This is a genomic window from Serratia sp. BNK-12, assembly GCF_047456085.1.
Classification (GTDB): Bacteria; Pseudomonadota; Gammaproteobacteria; order Enterobacterales; family Enterobacteriaceae; genus Serratia; species Serratia liquefaciens.
Genome location: NZ_CP179896.1, coordinates 2,308,065 through 2,326,709, shown reverse-complemented (window position 1 = coordinate 2,326,709; position 18,645 = coordinate 2,308,065). Strand labels below are relative to the sequence as shown.

Genomic DNA, 18,645 nt, shown 5'->3' with positions numbered 1-18,645 from the left:
GTAATACACTGAATAAAATGATAATCACTCTCGACCTTTAAATCAGGGAACGCATCATGATCCAGCATCGACCGCGCAGTGAACGTGGCCAATTGGCCGTTGCAGGAGAGAATTACGGCAGTTCGCTGCTGGGCGCACCGCTGCTCTATTTCCCGGCGGCCATCAGTAGCCCGGATGCCGGGCTGATCATCGCCGGTACGCACGGTGACGAAGGTGCCGCTATTGTCACGCTGTCCTGTGCGCTGCGCAGCATCGCCCCAAATCAGTTGCGTCACCATGTGGTGCTGGCCGTCAACCCGGACGGCTGCCAACTGGGGCTGCGCGCCAATGCCAACGGGGTCGACCTGAATCGCAATTTCCCGGCGGCCAACTGGCGCTCTGGCGACACGGTTTATCGCTGGAACAGCGCGGCGGAGGCTCGGGACGTTAAGCTTTCGACCGGTGGTCGTCCGGGTTCCGAGCCGGAGACCCAGGCGCTGTGCCACCTGATCCATCGGCTGAAACCTCGCTGGGTAGTCTCCTTCCATGAACCCTTGGCCTGCATCGAAGATCCTGCCAGCTCTCAGCTTGGCGTCTGGCTTTCGCACAAATTTGCCCTGCCGCTGGTCACCAGCGTCGGTTACGAGACGCCGGGATCGTTCGGCAGTTGGTGCGCCGATCTGTCGCTGCCCTGCATTACCGCAGAGTTCCCACCAATCTCTGCCGATGCCGCCAGCGAAAGCTACCTCGATGCCATGGTGGAATTACTGACCTACCCGGACTGAGTCGGTTACGGGGCGAGGTTGATCGCCCCACATTCGAAATCCAGACCCGGTTCAACGTCCTTCGCCAGCCAGGTTGGCCCGTCCAAATCGACAAATCGCGCCCCCGGAGCCAAGGGTAACGCCGCGCCGATCGCTCGAGAAGTGCAGAGCATGCAGCCCAGCATGATGGCGAACCCTTGCTCTCGCGCCAATGCCGCCAACGCCAACCCTTCCGTCAGACCGCCGGTCTTGTCCAGCTTGATATTGACCATCTGATAGCGACCGGCCAACCGCGGTAGATCGCTACGCGTGTGGCAGCTCTCATCGGCGCAAATCGGTAACGGGTGGATAAAGTTTTCCAGCGCGCTGTCGTCCTTCGCCGGCAGCGGTTGCTCCAGCATCGCCACGTCCAGATCCGCCAACAGCTGACAACGTGCCGCCAACCCCTCCGCCTGCCAGGACTCATTGGCGTCGACGATCAAGGTGGCCGTCGGCACTGCCGCACGGATCGCCACCAGTCGTTCACTGATCAGGTGGTTATCCAGCTTGATTTTCAACAGCCGGGCCCCTTGTTGCTCAAGCTCACGCGCGGCGAACGCCATCGCCTCCGGCGAGCCGATGCTGACGGTTTGCGCCATCACAATGCGTTCCGGCTCTACGACTGCGCTGCGTTGCCACAGGCTCTGGCCGTTCAGGCGACATTCCAGCTCCCACAGTGCAGAATCCACCGCATTACGCGCTGCGCCTGCCGGCATTAGCCGCTGCAGTTGCTCCCGCGTCGCGCCCTGTTCCACAGTCGTTGCCACTTCAGCCAGCTGCGCCATCACCGAGGCTTCACTTTCGCCGTAACGCGCATATGGCGTACATTCGCCGCTGGCACGCACGCCCTGCTGTTCAATTTCGACCACCACGACTTTGGCTTCGGTACGGCTACCGCGAGCTATCACAAAGGCAGTATGCAGCGGCCAGGCTTCTGGGTAAAAACGCATGCTTCTCATAACGGCTCCTGAGGCGAAAATTGCGCATAAACAAGGGCGACCAGAAGGATAAATTCTGGACACAACCTAATATATACAACTATTTAGCAAACTTTATATATCCAACCCGCAATTGTTGACATAAACTGATGCCAGGGTGTGAACCTAATGTTAAGCGCGGCGTAAAGTCCCTTTTCATTAGGCTCATGCCCTTTGTATAAACACCTGTAAAAGGAATCAAGCTAATGACTCAGACAGTACATTTTCAAGGCAACCCGGTTAGCGTTGCAGGCCATCTGCCACAGTCCGGCGAACAAGCCAAAGCCTTCTCTCTGGTTGCCAAAGACCTGTCAGATGTGGCGCTGAGCAGCTTCGCGGGTCAACGCAAAGTTCTGAACATTTTCCCAAGCATCGATACCGGCGTTTGTGCGACTTCGGTGCGTAAATTCAACCAGTTGGCCAGCGGCCTGGATAACACCGTCGTGCTGTGCATTTCATCCGACCTGCCGTTCGCACAGTCACGTTTCTGTGGCGCGGAAGGCCTGAGCAACGTGGTGACCCTGTCCACTCTGCGCGGTGCAGAATTCAAACAAGCCTACGGCGTTGAAATCGCCGAGGGCCCACTGGCCGGTCTGACTGCACGTGCGGTCGTGGTGCTGGATGGCCAGGATAACGTGTTGTACAGCGAGCTGGTGAATGAAATCACCAACGAACCAGACTATGACGCGGCGCTGGCTGCATTGAAGTAATGTCATAAGGCCCGCGAATGCCGGGCTCTGATAGCCAAGTATTAAAATGGGCGCCTTAGGCGCCCATTCTTTTTACTCTTCGCTTTCCCCAGCCGGCTTGCGGCTGCTAAGACCATACTCGCGCAGCTTGTTGGCGATCGCGGTATGTGAAACCCCCAGGCGTTTCGCCAGCTTTCGCGTGCTTGGATAAGTGCGGTACAACCGCGTCAACACCGAGCGTTCAAAACGCTTGCTGATGTCGTCAAGCGAGCCGTCCAACACTTCATCCCCCAATGACATTTCAACTTCAAATTCCGGTAGAACGATATCTTGTGGACGAAGTTCGAAACCTTCCGTTTGCGTCAGCGCGCGATAGATGGCGTTCTTCAACTGCCGCACGTTGCCCGGCCAGCCGTATTTGCTGAGGAAGCTGCCCAGATCGTTGGACAATTTCGGCCGCGCAACGCCCTGCTCATCGGCAAAGCGCGCCACGAACAGTTCGGTCAGCGGCATGATGTCCTGCGGACGCTCACGCAGCGGCGGAAGGGTAATGGTCAGTACGTTAAGGCGATAATACAAGTCCTCACGGAACTCACCGCGTTGCACCAGTTCGGTCAGGTTTTTCTGCGTCGCGCAGATCACACGTACATCGACATGCACTTCGTGTTCTTCGCCAACCCGGCGGAAAGTGCCGTCGTTAATAAAGCGCAGCAGTTTGGTCTGCATGCGCGGCGACATTTCACCGATTTCATCGAGCAATACCGAACCGCCGTGTGCCTGCTCGAAGAAGCCCTTCTTGCCTTCCAGCGCATTGGGGTAAGCGCCCGGCGCATGGCCGAACAGCTCGCTTTCCGCTACGTCGTCCGGCAAAGCGGCACAGTTTAGCGCCAGGAACGGCTGCTTGCCGCGCGGACTGCGCAGGTGACAGGCCCGGGCCAGGATATCTTTACCGGTACCGGTATCCCCGACAATCAACAGCGGCGCATCCAACATCGCCAGCTTGCGCGCCTGATCCAGCACCTGGCGCATTTTCGGGCTGGCGGCGACGATGTGATCAAATTCGGTATCGTCGTTCACCGACAAGTTCTGTAGCTGACGGCCCATGCGCGCCGTGGACTTCAGCATCACAACCGCGCCGACGGTGTCTTTCTGCTGATTTTCGTCTTCCAGATAGATGGGGGTGATATCCATCAGGAAATCCTGACTGCGGATCACCACCCGCTCAGATTGCGGAGTCGCCTGTTCGCTCTCCAGCCAGCGGCTGAAGTTATAACCGCCAATCAACGCAGTGGCGGTCTGGTTGCGGATTTTGTCTTCGCTGAAACCGAACAGCGCCTGAGCCGCCGGGTTAGCCAGCTCGACCTTGCCCTTCATATCTATCGAGAAGACCGGTTCCGGCATCGACTCCAGCAACGCCCGCAGGGCGCGGTGCTCACGCTCGGACGGCATGAAATTCACGGTGCGTACGTCGGTCACGCCGGCGATGCGGCGGATCTCTGCCATCAAGGCACGGAAGGTGTCAAAATCCAGCTGGGAAAAATTGAGGTAAATGCGGCCGATGGGATCGATTTCGATGCCACGTAAATCTATGCTGCGCAATACCAAAAGATCGAGTAACTCTCGAGTCAGACCGATTCGGTCTTCGCAAAAAACTTCCAAACGCATCAGTATTGGCCTTATCTCTGCAGGTGCGGGGATGACTGGCAATGATGATACTCTCTCACCCCGAACGGTAGAAGCAATCTGTCAGCAAAAGTTGACAGAACTCTGATTTATCGCTGTTGTTGATGTTTTTAAACGCAAGTGAATAACACCATCGGCGTCATTTTAGCTGATCGGCAGAGAGTTATCACAACCGCCAATAAATTTGCAGATAAATATAATGTATTTGCAGGGGGATCGTCTTTCGTCAAGTGAAGGTTACGTATTGGCTTTGCACGGCGTGACAGAGGCAGAAAGGAAGCACGGCGCCCAAATGGACGCCGTGAGGAGATTATTTGGCTTTGCTGTCGCCTTTCTTCATGGTTTCTTTCAGTTGGCCGACCAATTGGCTGCGGAAATCACCCAGTTTGGGTTTCTCACCTTCCAGCCAAGGCAGTGGACGGCACAGCTCCATCGCCTTGATGCCTAGCCGCGCGGTCAGCAAACCGGCACCGATCCCCTGTGCTGCACGGGCAGACAAACGAGCCGCCAGATCTTGCGACATCCAGTCCATCCCCACTTCGCGCACCAGTTCGGACGCACCGGCAAAGGCAATGTTCAACAGCACCAGGCGGAATAGCCGCAGACGACTAAAGTAGCCCAGTTCGATGCCATACAGCGCCGCGATGCGGTTGATAAGGCGAATATTGCGCCAGGCGATAAACGCCATATCCACCAGCGCCAGCGGACTGACGGCAATCATTAACGTGGATTCCGCGGCCGAACGGCTGATTTCACGCCGAGCCTGGTTGTCCAGCACCGGCTGCACCAGTTTGGCGTACAGCGCCACCACTTCACGGTCGTTTTGGGTTTCATGCAGCGAGGCCTGCCAGCGCTGCAACGCCGGATGCCCTTGATCCAGACCGGCCTGACGCGCCAACTTCTCGCAGAACTCCCGCCCTTTGCCCAAACCGTGGCTGTGCAGTAGTTCTCGAGCCACATCTCGCTCTTCGGCACGCTGACGCAGACGGTATAACCGGCGCCATTCGGTCACCACCGACCCCACCCCGGCAAAAACGATCAAGCCACCCGCTACGCCACCGCCCATGGCAATCCAATCCTGCTGCACCCAGGCGGTATGTACCCACTGTACGCCCTGCGCCACTACGCTGACGCCAAACAGCGCCAGCCCGGCAGTGACCATTTTGCGCCACAGGCTGCGTTTGGGTTTCAGGGCCGCATTGACGATGCCTTCGGCGCGCCCCTCTTCGTCTTCCTGCTGCAGCTCCGGCGCCGCCGGGAAAAAGCTTTCCGCCTGCTGTTCGTCGAAAGCGACGTTAGCACGCAGCACTGGCTCCTGCGGGGGTTGCAGCGGTTGTTCAAAATCGATACGCGGTTTTATCGGCTCGCTCATCGCAATTTATCTCCCAGTAGAAACTCCATCACCGCGTCCAGGCGAATATGTGGCAACGGGCTGTCCACGCTCATGGCGCGTGGGCGAAACTCATCGAAATGGAAGCCCTGGTTTTGCCAAAACGCCGGCCCAGGCAAGCGCGCCGGCACTTCGCCGGGGAAAACCGTCAGCGGCGCTCCGTCGTTCAGACGATTGCCTTTTAACGCCGGGATGCGCTGCCCCTGATGATCAACGATACCGCTCTCGGTAGCCTGTACCGAGGCCAGCCCAACGCAGTCCATGCTGATGCCTTCAAACGCGGCGTTCTGCCACGCTTCCTGCACCAACTGCTGCAGCAGCGACACCAGATTGGCGTGCTGGTCGGCGGTAATATGGTCGGCTTTGGTGGCGGCGAACATCAGCTTGTCGATGGTCGGCGAAAACAACCGGCGAAACAGCGTGCGCTTGCCATAGTGGAAACTCTGCATCAACTGGGTCAGCGCCAGGCGCATGTCGTTAAACGCCTGCGGGCCACTGTTGAGCGGCTGCAAGCAGTCCACCAACACGATTTGGCGGTCGAAACGGACAAAATGCTCTTTATAAAAGTTTTTGACGATCGACTGGCAGTAATAATTGAAACGCGCACGCAGCATGCCGATATTGCTGTGTTTATCCGCCTGCGCCAGCTTCGACTCACCCTGAGCATCCACATTCGGCCACGGGAAAAACTGCAACGCCGGCGCACCGGCCAGATCCCCCGGCAGGACAAAGCGCCCCGGCTGAATAAAGTGCAGCCCTTCACTTTTGCAACGCAGGAGATAGTCGGTGTAGGCCTGGGCGATAGCCGCCAGTTTGTTTTCATCCGCCGGAGCCAGCGGATCGCAGCTTTTACACAGCGCCAGCCAAGGCTTGGCCCACTCGGCGCGATCGCCCTGTAGCAGGCCGGCCATTTGCCGCGACCAGGCCAGATAGTCCTGTTCCAGCATCGGCAGGTCCAGCAACCACTCGCCGGGATAATCGACGATTTCCAGGTACAGGGTCGACGTGTCTTTGAAATGACGCAGCAGTGAATCGTTGGAGCGGTAACGCAGCGCCAGGCGAATTTCGCTGACGCCACGCGTCGGGGTCGGCCAGCTCGGCGGTGTGCCATACAGCTGCGCCAACCCTTCATCATAGGTAAAACGTTGAATGCCGAGATCGCGCTGCGGAATGCGCTTCACGCCCAGCAGGCGCTCTTCACGCACCGGCGAGAACAGCGGCATGCGCGCACCGCTGTGAACGTGCAGTAATTGGTTGACGAAAGCGGTGATAAAGGCGGTTTTTCCGCTACGGCTCAGACCGGTCACCGCCAGGCGCAGATGGCGATCCATTCCGCGGTTGACCAGCGACGTTAACTCATTTTGCAGTCGTTTCATTGTTCTCCTTGGCATAGGCCCTAAATAATTGGAGTTGCATCGCGGCGGCCAGTTTGTAAGTCCTGGAAGCATAGCGCACTATGTGACCAGGGCGGGCAAGCGCAGCCAACAAAGAGGCAGCTTCAAGTATGACGGGTATAACGCCCAAACACCTTGTTCAGGCCTTTGCGGAACAGAGGTTCCAGCACCAGCGCCAATACAAAGCGAATCGGTTTGCGACCCACAGTCCGCAGCAGCCAGCCGGCCGCCCCTGCCGGGCCGTAATTCAGTAACGCTATGATGATGACTTTAGACACTGTCTTCAACATTGCACCTGCTCCTCGTTTAAATCCACCGGTTTTAGCGGCGCTTGCGGCATAGGTTTTGTTCATTATCAATGCCCTCCGGCACAGTTCGGGTCAATAAAGGATGATGACGGGTGCAATGCCTGACCTGCGCACGGCGCAGGCCATAGCATGCGGGGCGGGTTAAAGCTTGCGGAAACGGCTCTGTACGCCGAAAGTGTCCGACGTGACGTAACGCTCAACCTGTCGCAGCTGTTGTTCGCCGCTGCCCAGTTGATATTCAAGTTGGTCGAGCAACTGACGCGGCGTTTTTTGCTGTTCGCCGTCAAAACGGCTGGCCGGCGCTTCATCCAACACGAACACCAGCGCGAAATAAGCAATCAGGGTGAAGAAAAACAGCCCGAAGAACATCGATAACACCACGATCACCCGGATCAGGCGTACCGGCACGTCGAAATAATGGGCCAGACCGGCGCAGACGCCCTTCACCATCCCTTCTTCAGGTACGCGATAAAGCTTTTTACTGCCCAGAGTGTTGTTCATCAAGACTGTCTCCAGTTCGGGTGTTCTGCATCGAGGATCTCTTCCAGCGCCTGAATGCGTTCACGCATACGCTTGGCATCTTCCGCCAGCTGTGCCAGACGTTGCATTTCCTGATGGCTCAGTTGAATGCCGTTTTGTTGCCGATTGCTGTAATGCAGCCAAAGCCAAATCGGTGCGACAAACAACACAAAGATTGTCAACGGAATGGCAAGTAATAGAGCACTCATTTCTTTTCCTTCTTAATGCGTCTTTGGTGGGCGGCCACCCTACCGTGGCCGCCCAGGTTATTGACAAAGGGGGATAAAAGCGTGGTTTTTCCCCCTTTGTGTTATCAGCCGAAAATCAATAAATTGATTTTCCTGATTTATTTTCAAAACCTTTATTGCCTTACTCGGAACGATTCATTTTCGCTTTCAGCGCCGCCAACTGCTCGCTGATGGCATCGTCGGCTTTCAGCTCGGCAAACTCTTGATCCAGAGACTTCTTTTTACCGATGCTGACGCTTTCCGCTTCGGCTTCCATGTGGTCAATGCGACGTTCGAACTGCTCGAAACGCGCCATTGCCTCATCGAGTTTGCCGCTGTCGAGCTGACGACGCACTTCGCGGGAAGACGACGCCGCCTGATGACGCAATGTCAGTGCTTGTTGGCGTGCGCGTGTTTCGGTCAGTTTGTTTTCCAACTCGCCGATTTCGCTTTTCATGCGGGCCAGGGTTTCTTCTACGGTCGAGACTTCATGAGTCAGCGTAGAGATCAGGTCGGCCACTTTTTGTTTTTCAATCAGCGCCGCACGGGCCAGATCTTCTTTATCTTTACGCAGCGCCAGTTCGGCTTTGTCCTGCCAGTCGCTCAGTTGGTTTTCACCCTGCTCGATACGGCGTAACAGCTGCTTTTTCTCCGCCAGCGCACGCGCTGAGGTAGAACGAACTTCGACCAGCGTGTCTTCCATCTCTTGGATCATCAACCGCACCAGTTTTTGCGGATCTTCTGCCTTATCCAGCAGCGTATTGATGTTGGCGTTCACGATGTCGGCAAAACGAGAAAAAATACCCATAATTCACTTCCTCTTGGTTCTGATGGCGTCTGAAGCGCCGCGTTAAATCATGCAGATTGCCCAAAGACTTAATCAAAACCCGTGCCAACTTTTATTTCGTTGAATAATAACGACTATTTATTTTTGACTCTCTGAACGCATCCTGTAGAGTGATTATTTTCACCAAACATTGGCGAATTTCATCATGAGCGAACAGTTAGAAAACCTGCTGGGCGAAGCAAACGCCTTTGTCGAAGTATTGGAGCAAGTCTCGCAACTGGCAAAGTTGAACAAGCCGGTGTTGGTTATTGGTGAGCGCGGAACCGGTAAGGAGTTGATTGCCCACCGTTTACATTACCTCTCCAACCGTTGGCAAGGGCCATTTATCTCGCTTAACTGCGCGGCTCTGAATGAGAACCTGCTGGATTCGGAACTGTTCGGCCACGAGGCCGGGGCTTTTACCGGTGCGCAGAAGCGCCACCTGGGTCGATTTGAACGCGCCGACGGCGGCACTTTGTTTCTCGATGAACTGGCGACCGCACCGATGCTGGTACAGGAAAAATTGCTGCGGGTGATTGAATATGGCCATCTTGAACGCGTCGGCGGTAGCCAACCGCTGCAGGTCGATGTCCGGCTGGTGTGTGCCACCAACGACGACCTGCCCGCGCTGGCGGCGGCAGGAAAATTCCGCGCCGACCTGCTGGACCGCCTGGCGTTCGACGTGGTGCAGTTGCCGCCGCTGCGCCGGCGCCAGCAAGACATCATGTTGCTGGCCGAACACTTTGCGATCCAGATGTGTCGTGAGCTGTCGTTGCCGCTGTTTCCTGGCTTTACCGAGCGCGCCAGAGATACCCTGCTCGGCTATCACTGGCCAGGCAACGTACGCGAATTGAAAAACGTGGTGGAGCGTTCGGTCTACCGCCACGGCACCAGCGCGGAAGCGCTGGATAACATCGTCATCAACCCGTTCGCCCAGCGGGAAAGTGTGCCATTGCCTGTAGAGGCCGAAGCGCATGATGGCCTGCCGGTACTGCCGCTGGATTTAAAAGCCTGGCAATTGGCGCAGGAGAAGTCTTTGATCGAAGCGGCACTGCAACAGGGAAGGTTTAACCAACGTAAAGCGGCGGAGTTGCTGGGGCTGACCTACCACCAGCTACGCGGCATGCTAAAAAAACATGCGTTACTGCAAAATGGCGAGGCGGACGACGAATAGCGGGCAAAAAAAAAGCCAGCACCCGAGCTGGCTTAAAAAACACTGGAAGCAATGTGAGCAATGTCGTGCCTTTCACAGCAGAACCACAGGGAGTGGCCTTCCGTGAACTGCCAAGCGATGATAATAGTTATCAGTATCATCTGTAAAGTACTTTGTTGAGAATTTTTCTCATTACCACACTGTCATTGTGCAATTACCACTCAGGGAAGGGGTCGGCCATCTCGTGCCAGTAATCCACCCCGGCGGCCATTTCCTCATCGTTTAGCAGGCAAGCGTCCAGCAAACGCGTTATTTTGGCCTGCTGCAGATGCTGGCCGATGAACACCAACTCCTGGCGCATGTCACCAAAGGGCTCCACCCATTTCTCCATAATCTGCGCCCTCGTCTCTTCATCTTCCGGCCATCTATCTTGCGCTATGGCGCGCCAGAAGGTGCCTGCCAGCCCATAATGAGCAATCCCTCCCGCCTGGCTCCACTGCCCGGCCTGACGCGGGCGCGTCGCCAGCCAAAAGAACCCTTTGGAACGCAGTAGCTTGCCACCGCCCCAGTCACCGTTGATCACCCGGTAGAATTTGTCCGGTGCAAAGGGACGGCGCGCCTGATAAACAAAGCTGCTGATCCCGTAGTTTTCGGTTTCGGGCAGGTGCTCGCCGCGTAGCTCCTTCAACCAGCCCGGCGCCTGCTGCGCTTTGTCGAAGCTGAAACTGTTGGTGTTCAATACCGCCTCCAGCGGCAATTTGCCTGGCGATACGGGCAGAATACGGGCATCCGGATTCAAACTGGCCAGCAGCGCCATCACTTCTCCCTGCTGTTCTGGCGTCAGCAGGTCGGTTTTGCTTACCAGCATCACGTCACAGAACTCAATCTGTTCGATCAACAGATCCGCAACGCTGCGCAGATCGTCTTCTCCCAGGCTTTGACCGGCCTCCTGCAGCGTCTGCGCCTGCTGGTACTGCTGGATAAAATTAACCCCGTCCACCACGGTGACCAAGGTATCCAGCCTTGCAAATTGCGACAGGCTTTCCCCCTGTTCGTCCTCAAAGGTAAAGGTTTCCGCCACCGGCAAAGGTTCGGAAATGCCGCTGGATTCGATCAGCAGGTAATCGAAGCGCCCGGCCTGCGCCAGTTCGCGTACCGAAATCAGCAGATCTTCGCGCAGCGTGCAGCAGATGCAGCCATTGCTCATTTCCACCAATTTTTCCTGCTGGCGATCGAGCTGGACTTCGTTCTCGACCAGCGCAGCGTCAATGTTGACTTCGCTCATGTCGTTGACGATAACCGCCACGCGCATGCCCTGACGATTGTTCAAAATATGGTTCAATACCGTCGTTTTACCGGCGCCGAGAAAGCCGGAAAGCACGGTTACGGGTAATGGATTCATGGGGTTCCTCACTCAAAACTCATTGCGTAATGCCTGGTAACCGCGCACCAGTTCAACGTTGGTGGCGGCGACTTCTTCTGAAAATTGCAGTGCGCCGCGATCGACCTGCCGGTAAAGCGACAGATCGCTGTCGGCGCCGACGCGCTCGGTTGACGGGATATACAGGTTCTGCGGCAACGTCACGCCATCCACCACCGCGTTGTAGCGCACCACGCAGCCGGAACCGATGTGACAGTTGAACAACACGCTGTTGAAACCGATAAACACCCGGTCCTCGATGCAGCACGGCCCATGGACAATGGCGCGATGGGCGATGGAGCTGAAGCGGCCGATGGTAACCGCCGCGCCGCTTTTCGAGTGGATCACCACGCCATCCTGAATATTGGAATGAGAGCCGATCACGATCGGTTCCATATCTCCGGCCGCATTGAGTTCGTCGGCACGGATCACCGCGTACGGCCCAACGTAGACAAAATCCTCGATAATCACCCGGCCGCAGATTATCGCGGTAGGATCGATATAGGCCTGCGGTGAGACCTGCGGCAGGTGTCCACTGGGGTTTTTACGCAGCATCCTGATCCTCCCGCCAGCTCAACTCCGCCACGGCATTGTGGGCATGCAGGCTTTCCTGATGTTCGACCCGCAGCGAAAAGGCGCGGTGGCTGCACTGGCTGCGCAGCCTTCGGTATAGGCGGCGAGCGGCATCTTCGCAGAACATCAGGTTCTGGCCGTTAGCCAGGGCAAACGCCTGCTCGTCACTGCGTTTCACCAGCGTCTGCAACGGCGTGCCCAGCGCGTGCTCGATACGATCTATCAGGTTGACCACCGGCAATGCCGTTTCGCGCTCATTGAGCGTCACCGTCACCCAGGCCCAGCTACGCTGACTGTGAGGCGTCCCCGGCATACCGTGATCGCCCAGCCAGTCGATGACCTGCTGCTGGTCGACCTTTTGCGCCGAATGTTCGAAATCAAACTGAAACTGCTGCTGCGCCAATTGACGACTGAGCGCCGCCGAACTCGGACAAGTGGACGAATAGGGCACGCCCACCGTCAGCGTCAGGGTGAGTGTGCTTGCCAGCGAGGCACTAATTTCCAGCGGATAGGCTTTCCAGCCCCGGTGTGGCGAAAGCAGCGCCGGACGCGACAACAGCAGCTCACCGCTGATGTGCAGGCTGGCGCGGTCGCTGTTTTCCGGCTGCGATGCCAAAAAAGCGTGCAGTTGGTCGGCAATGCGTTGCGGCGTCAGTTCGCCCTGGGTTAACTCATCCAGCGCCAGATACAGCCGCGACATGTGTATACCCCGCGCACCTTGGCTGCCGGCGCGCAAATTGATCCCGGCGTTGACCCTTGCCATCAACGGCTTTCCAGCCAACTCCAGCGGCAACGCGATCCCTTGCATCCCGACCCAATCGAGCCCGACATCACTCATTGCGCCCTGCCAGGCCTGCGCGTCCGGCAGCGGCTGGCGTGGTGGAAGTGCAACCTTGTTCATACATCCCCTTGCTGTTATCAGTACATTGCCAGGGAACGGTAACATGATTTTGTTATGTTATAACATATCAATTGTAACTTTTTTGTCTGAAGTGCCGAATTGTTCAATCAAGTAGCAGAAAACTCAGCCATTTTGCTCAATGGATTGGGCTGTTCGCCAGAGTACGATACACTAATGCTATTGCTTATTAACCCATGAAGCCTCTATGCGTGGTTTACCCCTTTGGATATTGTCACTGAGCTGCCTTGCCGGCAGCGCTCTGGCCTCCACACCCCCTGCGCCCACCGCGGCATCGCCATTGCCGGACATCCGCCAAAGCGGATTTGTCTATTGCGTCAGCGGCATACTGAACACCTTCAACCCGCAGATGGCCAGCAGCGGCCTGACGGTCGATACCCTGGCCGCACAGCTTTATGATCGCTTGCTGGACGTCGATCCGTACACCTACCGGCTGATCCCCGAATTGGCGCAAAGCTGGGAAGTGCTGGATAACGGGGCCACTTACCGGTTTCACCTGCGCAAAGACGTGCCGTTCCAGACTACCGACTGGTTCAAACCGACCCGCAAGCTGAATGCCGACGACGTGGTCTTCAGCTTCGAGCGCGTGTTTAACCAAAAGCACCCCTACCATGACGTCAACGGCGGCGAGTACCCGTATTTCGACAGTTTGCAATTTGGCGACTCGGTGCAAAGCGTGAAGAAGCTGGACGAGTACACGGTGGAAATCCGCCTGCAGGCGCCAGACGCTTCATTCTTGTGGCACATCGCCACCCACTATGCGCCGGTGTTGTCGGCAGAATACGCAGACGATCTGACGCGTGAAGGCCGTCAGGAGATGATTGACCGCGAACCGGTCGGTACCGGGCCGTTCATGCTCAATGAATACCGCTCAGGACAATATATCCGCCTGGCGCGCAACGATGTTTACTGGAAAGGTAAACCGCGTATGCCGCAGGTGGTGATCGATCTGGGTGCCGGCGGTACCGGACGGCTATCGAAATTGCTGACCGGTGAGTGCGACGTGCTGGCCTATCCCGCCGCCAGCCAGCTTTCAATTCTGCGCGATGACCCGCGCTTGCGGCTGACGCTGCGCCCTGGCATGAACATCGCCTATCTGGCGTTTAACACCCGCAAACCGCCGCTGAACGATTTGAACGTCCGTCAGGCGATTTCGCTGGCGATCAACAACCAGCGTCTGATGCAGTCGATTTACTATGGCACCGCGGAAACCGCCGCCTCCATCTTGCCGCGCGCCTCCTGGGCCTACGACAATGAAGCGCACGTTACCGAATTCAATCCGGCCAAATCGCGCGAAATGCTCAAGCAAGCGGGTATTGAGTCGCTGAACCTGCGCCTGTGGGTACCGACCGCCTCGCAATCCTACAACCCCAGTCCGTTAAAAACCGCCGAGCTGATCCAGGCCGATTTGGCTCAGGTCGGCATTAACGTGACCATAGTGCCGGTCGAAGGCCGTTTCCAGGAGGCGCGGCTGATGGAGATGAATCACGATCTGACCCTCACCGGCTGGGCCACCGACAGTAACGACCCGGACAGCTTCTTCCGGCCGCTGCTGAGCTGCGCGGCAATCCGCTCACAAACCAACTATGCTCACTGGTGTGACCCGGCGTTTGACGAAGTGCTGCAAAATGCCCTGCTGTCACAACAGCTGGCGCAGCGCATCGAAAACTATCAGAAGGCGCAGAAAATTCTTGAGCAGCAGTTGCCGGTGTTGCCGCTGGCGTCGTCATTGCGCCTGCAGGCCTATCGTTACGACATCAAAGGACTGGTACTGAGCCCGTTCGGCAATGCGTCCTTTGCCGGGGTGTACCGTGAGTCTGCGGAGGGGCCGAAAAAGTGATTATCTTTACCTTACGCCGTTTCTTGCTGCTGCTGATCACCTTGTTCTTCCTGACATTGGTCAGCTTTAGCCTCAGCTATTTCACACCGCGGGCGCCGCTGAACGGCGCTGCCCTGCTGGATGCCTACCAGTTTTACTTTGTCAGCCTGCTGCACTGGGATTTTGGCGTCTCCAGCATTAATGGCCAGGCAATCAGCGAACAGCTGCGCGAAGTGTTTCCTGCCACTATGGAGCTATGCCTACTGGCCTTCACCCTGGCGCTGTTTATCGGCATTCCTCTGGGCATTATTGCCGGCGTGATGCGTGGCAAATGGCAGGACACCGCCATCAGCACCTTTGCGCTGTTGGGCTTTTCGATGCCGGTTTTCTGGCTGGCGCTGCTGCTGATGCTGTTTTTCTCGCTGCACCTTGGCTGGCTGCCGGTCTCCGGACGTTTCGATCTGCTGTATCAGGTCAAGCCCATCACCGGCTTTGCCCTGATTGACGCCTGGTTGTCCGATTCACCCTACCGCACGGAAATGATCGGCAGCGCGCTGCGCCATATGATTTTGCCGATTACCGCACTGGCGGTAGCGCCCACCACCGAGGTGGTGCGTTTGATGCGTATCAGCACCGACGACGTGCTCAATCAGAACTACATCAAAGCCGCCGCAACCCGCGGCTTATCCCGTTTCACCATTATCCGCCGCCACGTGCTGCACAATGCGTTGCCGCCTATCGTGCCCAAGCTGGGGTTGCAGTTTTCCACCATGCTGACGCTGGCGATGATCACCGAAGTGGTGTTCAGTTGGCCGGGCCTCGGGCGTTGGATGATCAATGCCATTCGCCAGCAGGATTATGCGGCGATCTCCGCCGGCGTTATGGTGGTCGGCACGCTGGTGATCACCATTAACGTCCTGGCCGATATTTTAGGCGCTGCCACCAACCCACTGAAACATAAGGAATGGTATGCCCTTAGATAACGTATACCGCGAAAAGAAAATGCCGAGCCCGCTGCTGTATACCTGGCGGATTTTTTACGGCGATGCGCTGGCGATGATCGGCTTCTACGGCGTGATAGCGCTGCTGCTGCTTTCCGTGTTCGGCAGCCTGCTGGCCCCTTATGCGCTCGATCAACAGTTCCTGGGTTATCAACTATTGCCGCCTTCCTGGTCACGTTACGGCAACGTTTCCTTCTTCCTGGGCACCGACGATCTCGGCCGCGACATTCTCAGCCGCCTGCTGACCGGCACCGCCGCCACCTTCGGTTCCGCATTGCTGGTTACCGTTGCCGCCGCCTTTGTCGGGGTGATCCTCGGGGTGTTTGCCGGGGTAACCCGCGGCCTGCGCTCGGCGGTGCTCAATCACATTCTCGACACCCTGCTCTCCATCCCTTCGCTGCTGCTGGCGATCGTGGTGGTGGCGTTCCTTGGGCCAAAACTCGAGCACGCCATGCTGGCCGTCTGGCTGGCGCTGTTGCCTCGCATGGTGCGCACTATCTACAGCGCAGTGCATGACGAGTTGGAAAAAGAATATGTGGTGGCGGTGCGTCTCGATGGCGCGTCAACCTTGCAAATACTGTGGTACGCCGTGATGCCCAACATTGTGGCGGTGCTGGTGACGGAGTTCACCCGAGCGCTGTCGATGGCGATCCTGGACATTGCCGCCCTCGGCTTCCTCGATCTTGGCGCACAGCTGCCGTCCCCTGAATGGGGCGCCATGCTCGGCGATTCACTGGAGCTGGTGTACGTCGCCCCCTGGACAGTGATGCTGCCCGGCGCGGCAATCCTGGTCAGCGTGTTGCTGGTTAACCTGTTGGGCGACGGTATGCGCCGCGCAATCAATACGGGGGTGGAATAATGCCATTACTTGATATCCGCAACCTGACGATTGAATTTATGACCGCCGAAGGCCCGGTAAAGGCAGTCGATCGCGTCAGCATGACCCTGAGTGAGGGGGAAGTCCGCGGCCTGGTGGGCGAGTCCGGTTCCGGTAAAAGCCTGATCGCCAAAGCGATCTGCGGCGTCACCAAAGACAACTGGCGCGTCACCGCCGACCGTTTCCGTTTCGATGATATCGACCTGTTGCAGCTAACACCGCGTGAACGACGCAAGCTGGTCGGGCATAACGTGTCGATGATTTTCCAGGAGCCACAATCCTGTCTGGATCCTTCCGAAAGCATCGGCCGTCAGCTGGTGCAGGCCATTCCGGGTTGGACCTACAAAGGCCGCTGGTGGCAACGCTTTAACTGGCGCAAACGCCGCGCCATAGAGCTGCTGCACCGGGTGGGCATCAAGGATCACAAAGACATCATGGGCAGCTTTCCTTATGAGCTGACCGACGGTGAGTGCCAGAAAGTGATGATCGCCATCGCCCTGGCCAATCAGCCGCGCCTGCTGATCGCCGATGAACCGACCAACGCCATGGAACCGACCACGCAGGCGCAGATTTTCCGTCTGCTGGCGCGTTTGAATCAAAACAACAACACCACCATTTTGCTGATCAGCCACGATCTGCAAATGATGAGCAAATGGGCCGATCGGGTCAACGTGTTGTACTGCGGGCAGACGGTAGAAAGCGCCCAGTGCGAAGACCTGCTGGCCGCACCGCACCACCCTTATACTCAGGCGCTGATCCGCGCAATGCCGGACTTTGGCCGCGCATTGCCGCATAAAAGCCGCCTCAATACCCTGCCGGGAGCCATTCCGTCGCTGGAGCATTTGCCGATAGGTTGTCGGCTGGGGCCGCGCTGCCCCTATGCGCAGAAGAAATGCATTGAGACACCTCGCCTGCGTCCGGTGAAAAACCACCTGTTCGCCTGTCACTTCCCGCTGAACATGGAGGAGCAATAACATGGAAACGCTGTTGGAAGTGCGCAATCTGAGCAAAACCTACCGTTACCGCACCGGGCTGTTTCGCCGCCAGCATGTGGAAGCGGTCAAATCGGTCAGCTTTACCCTGCGTGAACGGCAAACGCTGGCGATCATCGGTGAAAACGGCTCTGGCAAGTCCACCCTGGCCAAGATGCTGTCCGGCATGGTCGAGCCCTCAGCCGGAGAACTGCTGATTGACGACCATCGGCTTAACTATGGCGATTATCGTTACCGCAGCCAGCGTATCCGCATGATATTTCAGGATCCGAGCACCTCTCTCAATCCTCGTCAGCGTATCGGCCAGCTGTTGGACGCCCCGCTGCGGCTCAATACCGAAATGGCCGCCCCTGAACGTGAGCAACAGATCAACCGAACCCTGCGTCAGGTGGGGATGCTGCCGGATCACGCCAATTATTACCCGCATATGCTGGCGTCCGGCCAGAAACAGCGGGTGGCTTTGGCCCGCGCCTTGATCCTGCAACCGAAGGTGATCGTAGCCGATGAGGCGCTGGCCTCGCTGGATATGTCGATGCGTTCGCAAATCATCAACCTGATGCTGGAACTGCAGGAAAAACACGGCATTTCCTACATTTATGTGACTCAACACCTGGGCATGATGAAACACATCAGCGATCAGGTGATGGTGATGCATGAAGGGGAAATCGTCGAACGCGGCAGTACGGCCGAGGTATTGGCTTCACCGCTGCATGAGCTGACCAAACGCCTGATTGCCAGCCACTTTGGCGAGGCGCTTACCGCAGACGCCTGGCGACGTGACGGCGGCAGATTCTGATCGTCAAATCATAAAGAGAACCTGCCTTAAAGCGGGTTCAGACTGCAGATATCCGTGAAAGGCTAAACCTGTAGGGGTCGAACATGTTCGACCCGATTTAACTCATTGATTATGCCATTGGGCGCAGCTTTCAGCGCCCCTACAGAAAAACCACAGAGCACTTCGTCAACGGTATCAACCCGCTTTAAAGCGGGTTTTTTATCGCCCCGATTCAGTGAGCGCTTAGCCAAAAACCGCAAATACAAATTACAATCTTGCTATATATCATTATATTTTATTCCATTCAGTTATTGATTAGTC

Annotated in this window: 19 protein-coding genes; 8 read left to right on the top strand and 11 right to left on the bottom strand. The window is 57.0% G+C overall.

Annotated features, from left to right (window positions below; genetic code table 11):
• Positions 1 to 56 precede the first annotated feature (56 nt).
• Positions 57 to 764, top strand: a complete 708-nt coding sequence (gene mpaA, locus ACMGG1_RS10730) for a murein tripeptide amidase MpaA (protein ID WP_046373415.1) — start codon at positions 57 to 59, stop codon at positions 762 to 764.
• A 5-nt stretch (positions 765 to 769) separates the two neighbouring features.
• Here the strand turns inward: mpaA and ycjG are convergent, their stop codons facing one another.
• Positions 770 to 1,741, bottom strand: a complete 972-nt coding sequence (gene ycjG, locus ACMGG1_RS10725; protein WP_414161363.1) for an L-Ala-D/L-Glu epimerase — start codon at positions 1,739 to 1,741, stop codon at positions 770 to 772.
• A 224-nt stretch (positions 1,742 to 1,965) separates the two neighbouring features.
• Here ycjG and tpx point away from each other — a divergent pair, with 224 nt between their 5' ends.
• The gene (tpx, locus tag ACMGG1_RS10720) at positions 1,966 to 2,469 is read left to right on the top strand and encodes a thiol peroxidase (protein WP_020827093.1); all 504 of its coding nucleotides are present in this window, start codon (positions 1,966 to 1,968) and stop codon (positions 2,467 to 2,469) included.
• Positions 2,470 to 2,541: 72 nt separating this feature from the next.
• Here tpx and tyrR read toward each other — a convergent pair whose 3' ends face one another.
• The 7 genes from tyrR to pspA all read right to left on the bottom strand — a co-directional run bounded on the left by tyrR (position 2,542) and on the right by pspA (position 8,777).
• Entirely contained in the window at positions 2,542 to 4,113 is a 1,572-nt protein-coding gene (gene tyrR / locus ACMGG1_RS10715; RefSeq protein ID WP_020827094.1) for a transcriptional regulator TyrR, read from the bottom strand.
• A 328-nt stretch (positions 4,114 to 4,441) separates the two neighbouring features.
• Positions 4,442 to 5,503: a YcjF family protein gene (locus ACMGG1_RS10710; protein ID WP_115058718.1), complete on the bottom strand. Its 1,062-nt coding sequence runs from the start codon at positions 5,501 to 5,503 to the stop codon at positions 4,442 to 4,444.
• Positions 5,500 to 6,897 carry a YcjX family protein gene (locus ACMGG1_RS10705; protein ID WP_020827096.1) on the bottom strand — a complete coding sequence of 466 codons (1,398 nt, stop codon included), beginning with the start codon at positions 6,895 to 6,897 and terminating at the stop codon, positions 5,500 to 5,502. The genes ACMGG1_RS10710 and ACMGG1_RS10705 overlap by 4 nt, the downstream gene beginning before the upstream one ends.
• Before the next feature lie 122 nt (positions 6,898 to 7,019).
• Complete coding sequence (gene pspD, locus ACMGG1_RS10700; protein ID WP_048758703.1) at positions 7,020 to 7,268, bottom strand: phage shock protein PspD; 249 nt, start codon at positions 7,266 to 7,268, stop codon at positions 7,020 to 7,022.
• 96 nt (positions 7,269 to 7,364) lie between these two features.
• Entirely contained in the window at positions 7,365 to 7,724 is a 360-nt protein-coding gene (gene pspC / locus ACMGG1_RS10695) for an envelope stress response membrane protein PspC (protein WP_020827098.1), read from the bottom strand.
• Entirely contained in the window at positions 7,724 to 7,951 is a 228-nt protein-coding gene (gene pspB / locus ACMGG1_RS10690; RefSeq protein ID WP_012145351.1) for an envelope stress response membrane protein PspB, read from the bottom strand. The genes pspC and pspB overlap by 1 nt, the downstream gene beginning before the upstream one ends.
• A 160-nt stretch (positions 7,952 to 8,111) precedes the next feature.
• Positions 8,112 to 8,777, bottom strand: a complete 666-nt coding sequence (gene pspA, locus ACMGG1_RS10685; protein WP_020827099.1) for a phage shock protein PspA — start codon at positions 8,775 to 8,777, stop codon at positions 8,112 to 8,114.
• A 184-nt stretch (positions 8,778 to 8,961) separates the two neighbouring features.
• On the opposite strand from pspA, the gene pspF reads away from it, so the two are divergent.
• Positions 8,962 to 9,969, top strand: coding sequence for a phage shock protein operon transcriptional activator (gene pspF / locus ACMGG1_RS10680; RefSeq protein ID WP_020827100.1), 1,008 nt, complete (start codon positions 8,962 to 8,964; stop codon positions 9,967 to 9,969).
• A 193-nt stretch (positions 9,970 to 10,162) separates the two neighbouring features.
• On the opposite strand, the gene zigA is transcribed toward pspF, so the two are convergent.
• From zigA to folE2, 3 genes are read right to left on the bottom strand one after another with little or no spacing between them, the layout of a single operon-like run.
• Positions 10,163 to 11,350, bottom strand: a complete 1,188-nt coding sequence (gene zigA, locus ACMGG1_RS10675; RefSeq protein WP_129982772.1) for a zinc metallochaperone GTPase ZigA — start codon at positions 11,348 to 11,350, stop codon at positions 10,163 to 10,165.
• Positions 11,351 to 11,362: 12 nt separating this feature from the next.
• Positions 11,363 to 11,923, bottom strand: a complete 561-nt coding sequence (locus tag ACMGG1_RS10670) for a carbonate dehydratase (RefSeq protein ID WP_046373410.1) — start codon at positions 11,921 to 11,923, stop codon at positions 11,363 to 11,365.
• Positions 11,913 to 12,842, bottom strand: coding sequence for a GTP cyclohydrolase FolE2 (folE2, locus tag ACMGG1_RS10665; protein WP_414161362.1), 930 nt, complete (start codon positions 12,840 to 12,842; stop codon positions 11,913 to 11,915). Before folE2 ends, ACMGG1_RS10670 begins: the two co-directional genes overlap by 11 nt.
• A 205-nt stretch (positions 12,843 to 13,047) precedes the next feature.
• Here folE2 and sapA point away from each other — a divergent pair, with 205 nt between their 5' ends.
• The 5 genes from sapA to sapF are packed head-to-tail and all read left to right on the top strand — an operon-like array spanning position 13,048 to position 18,345.
• Positions 13,048 to 14,700: an ABC transporter substrate-binding protein SapA gene (gene sapA / locus ACMGG1_RS10660; protein ID WP_020827104.1), complete on the top strand. Its 1,653-nt coding sequence runs from the start codon at positions 13,048 to 13,050 to the stop codon at positions 14,698 to 14,700.
• Positions 14,697 to 15,662, top strand: coding sequence for a putrescine export ABC transporter permease SapB (gene sapB / locus ACMGG1_RS10655; RefSeq protein ID WP_046373407.1), 966 nt, complete (start codon positions 14,697 to 14,699; stop codon positions 15,660 to 15,662). Before sapA ends, sapB begins: the two co-directional genes overlap by 4 nt.
• Entirely contained in the window at positions 15,649 to 16,539 is an 891-nt protein-coding gene (sapC, locus tag ACMGG1_RS10650; RefSeq protein ID WP_020827106.1) for a putrescine export ABC transporter permease SapC, read from the top strand. The genes sapB and sapC overlap by 14 nt, the downstream gene beginning before the upstream one ends.
• Entirely contained in the window at positions 16,539 to 17,531 is a 993-nt protein-coding gene (gene sapD / locus ACMGG1_RS10645) for a putrescine export ABC transporter ATP-binding protein SapD (protein ID WP_020827107.1), read from the top strand. The genes sapC and sapD overlap by 1 nt, the downstream gene beginning before the upstream one ends.
• Position 17,532: 1 nt before the next feature.
• A complete protein-coding gene (sapF, locus tag ACMGG1_RS10640) occupies positions 17,533 to 18,345 on the top strand; it encodes a putrescine export ABC transporter ATP-binding protein SapF (RefSeq protein ID WP_020827108.1) in 813 nt (270 codons plus the stop codon).
• The last annotated feature ends 300 nt before the right edge of the window (positions 18,346 to 18,645 follow it).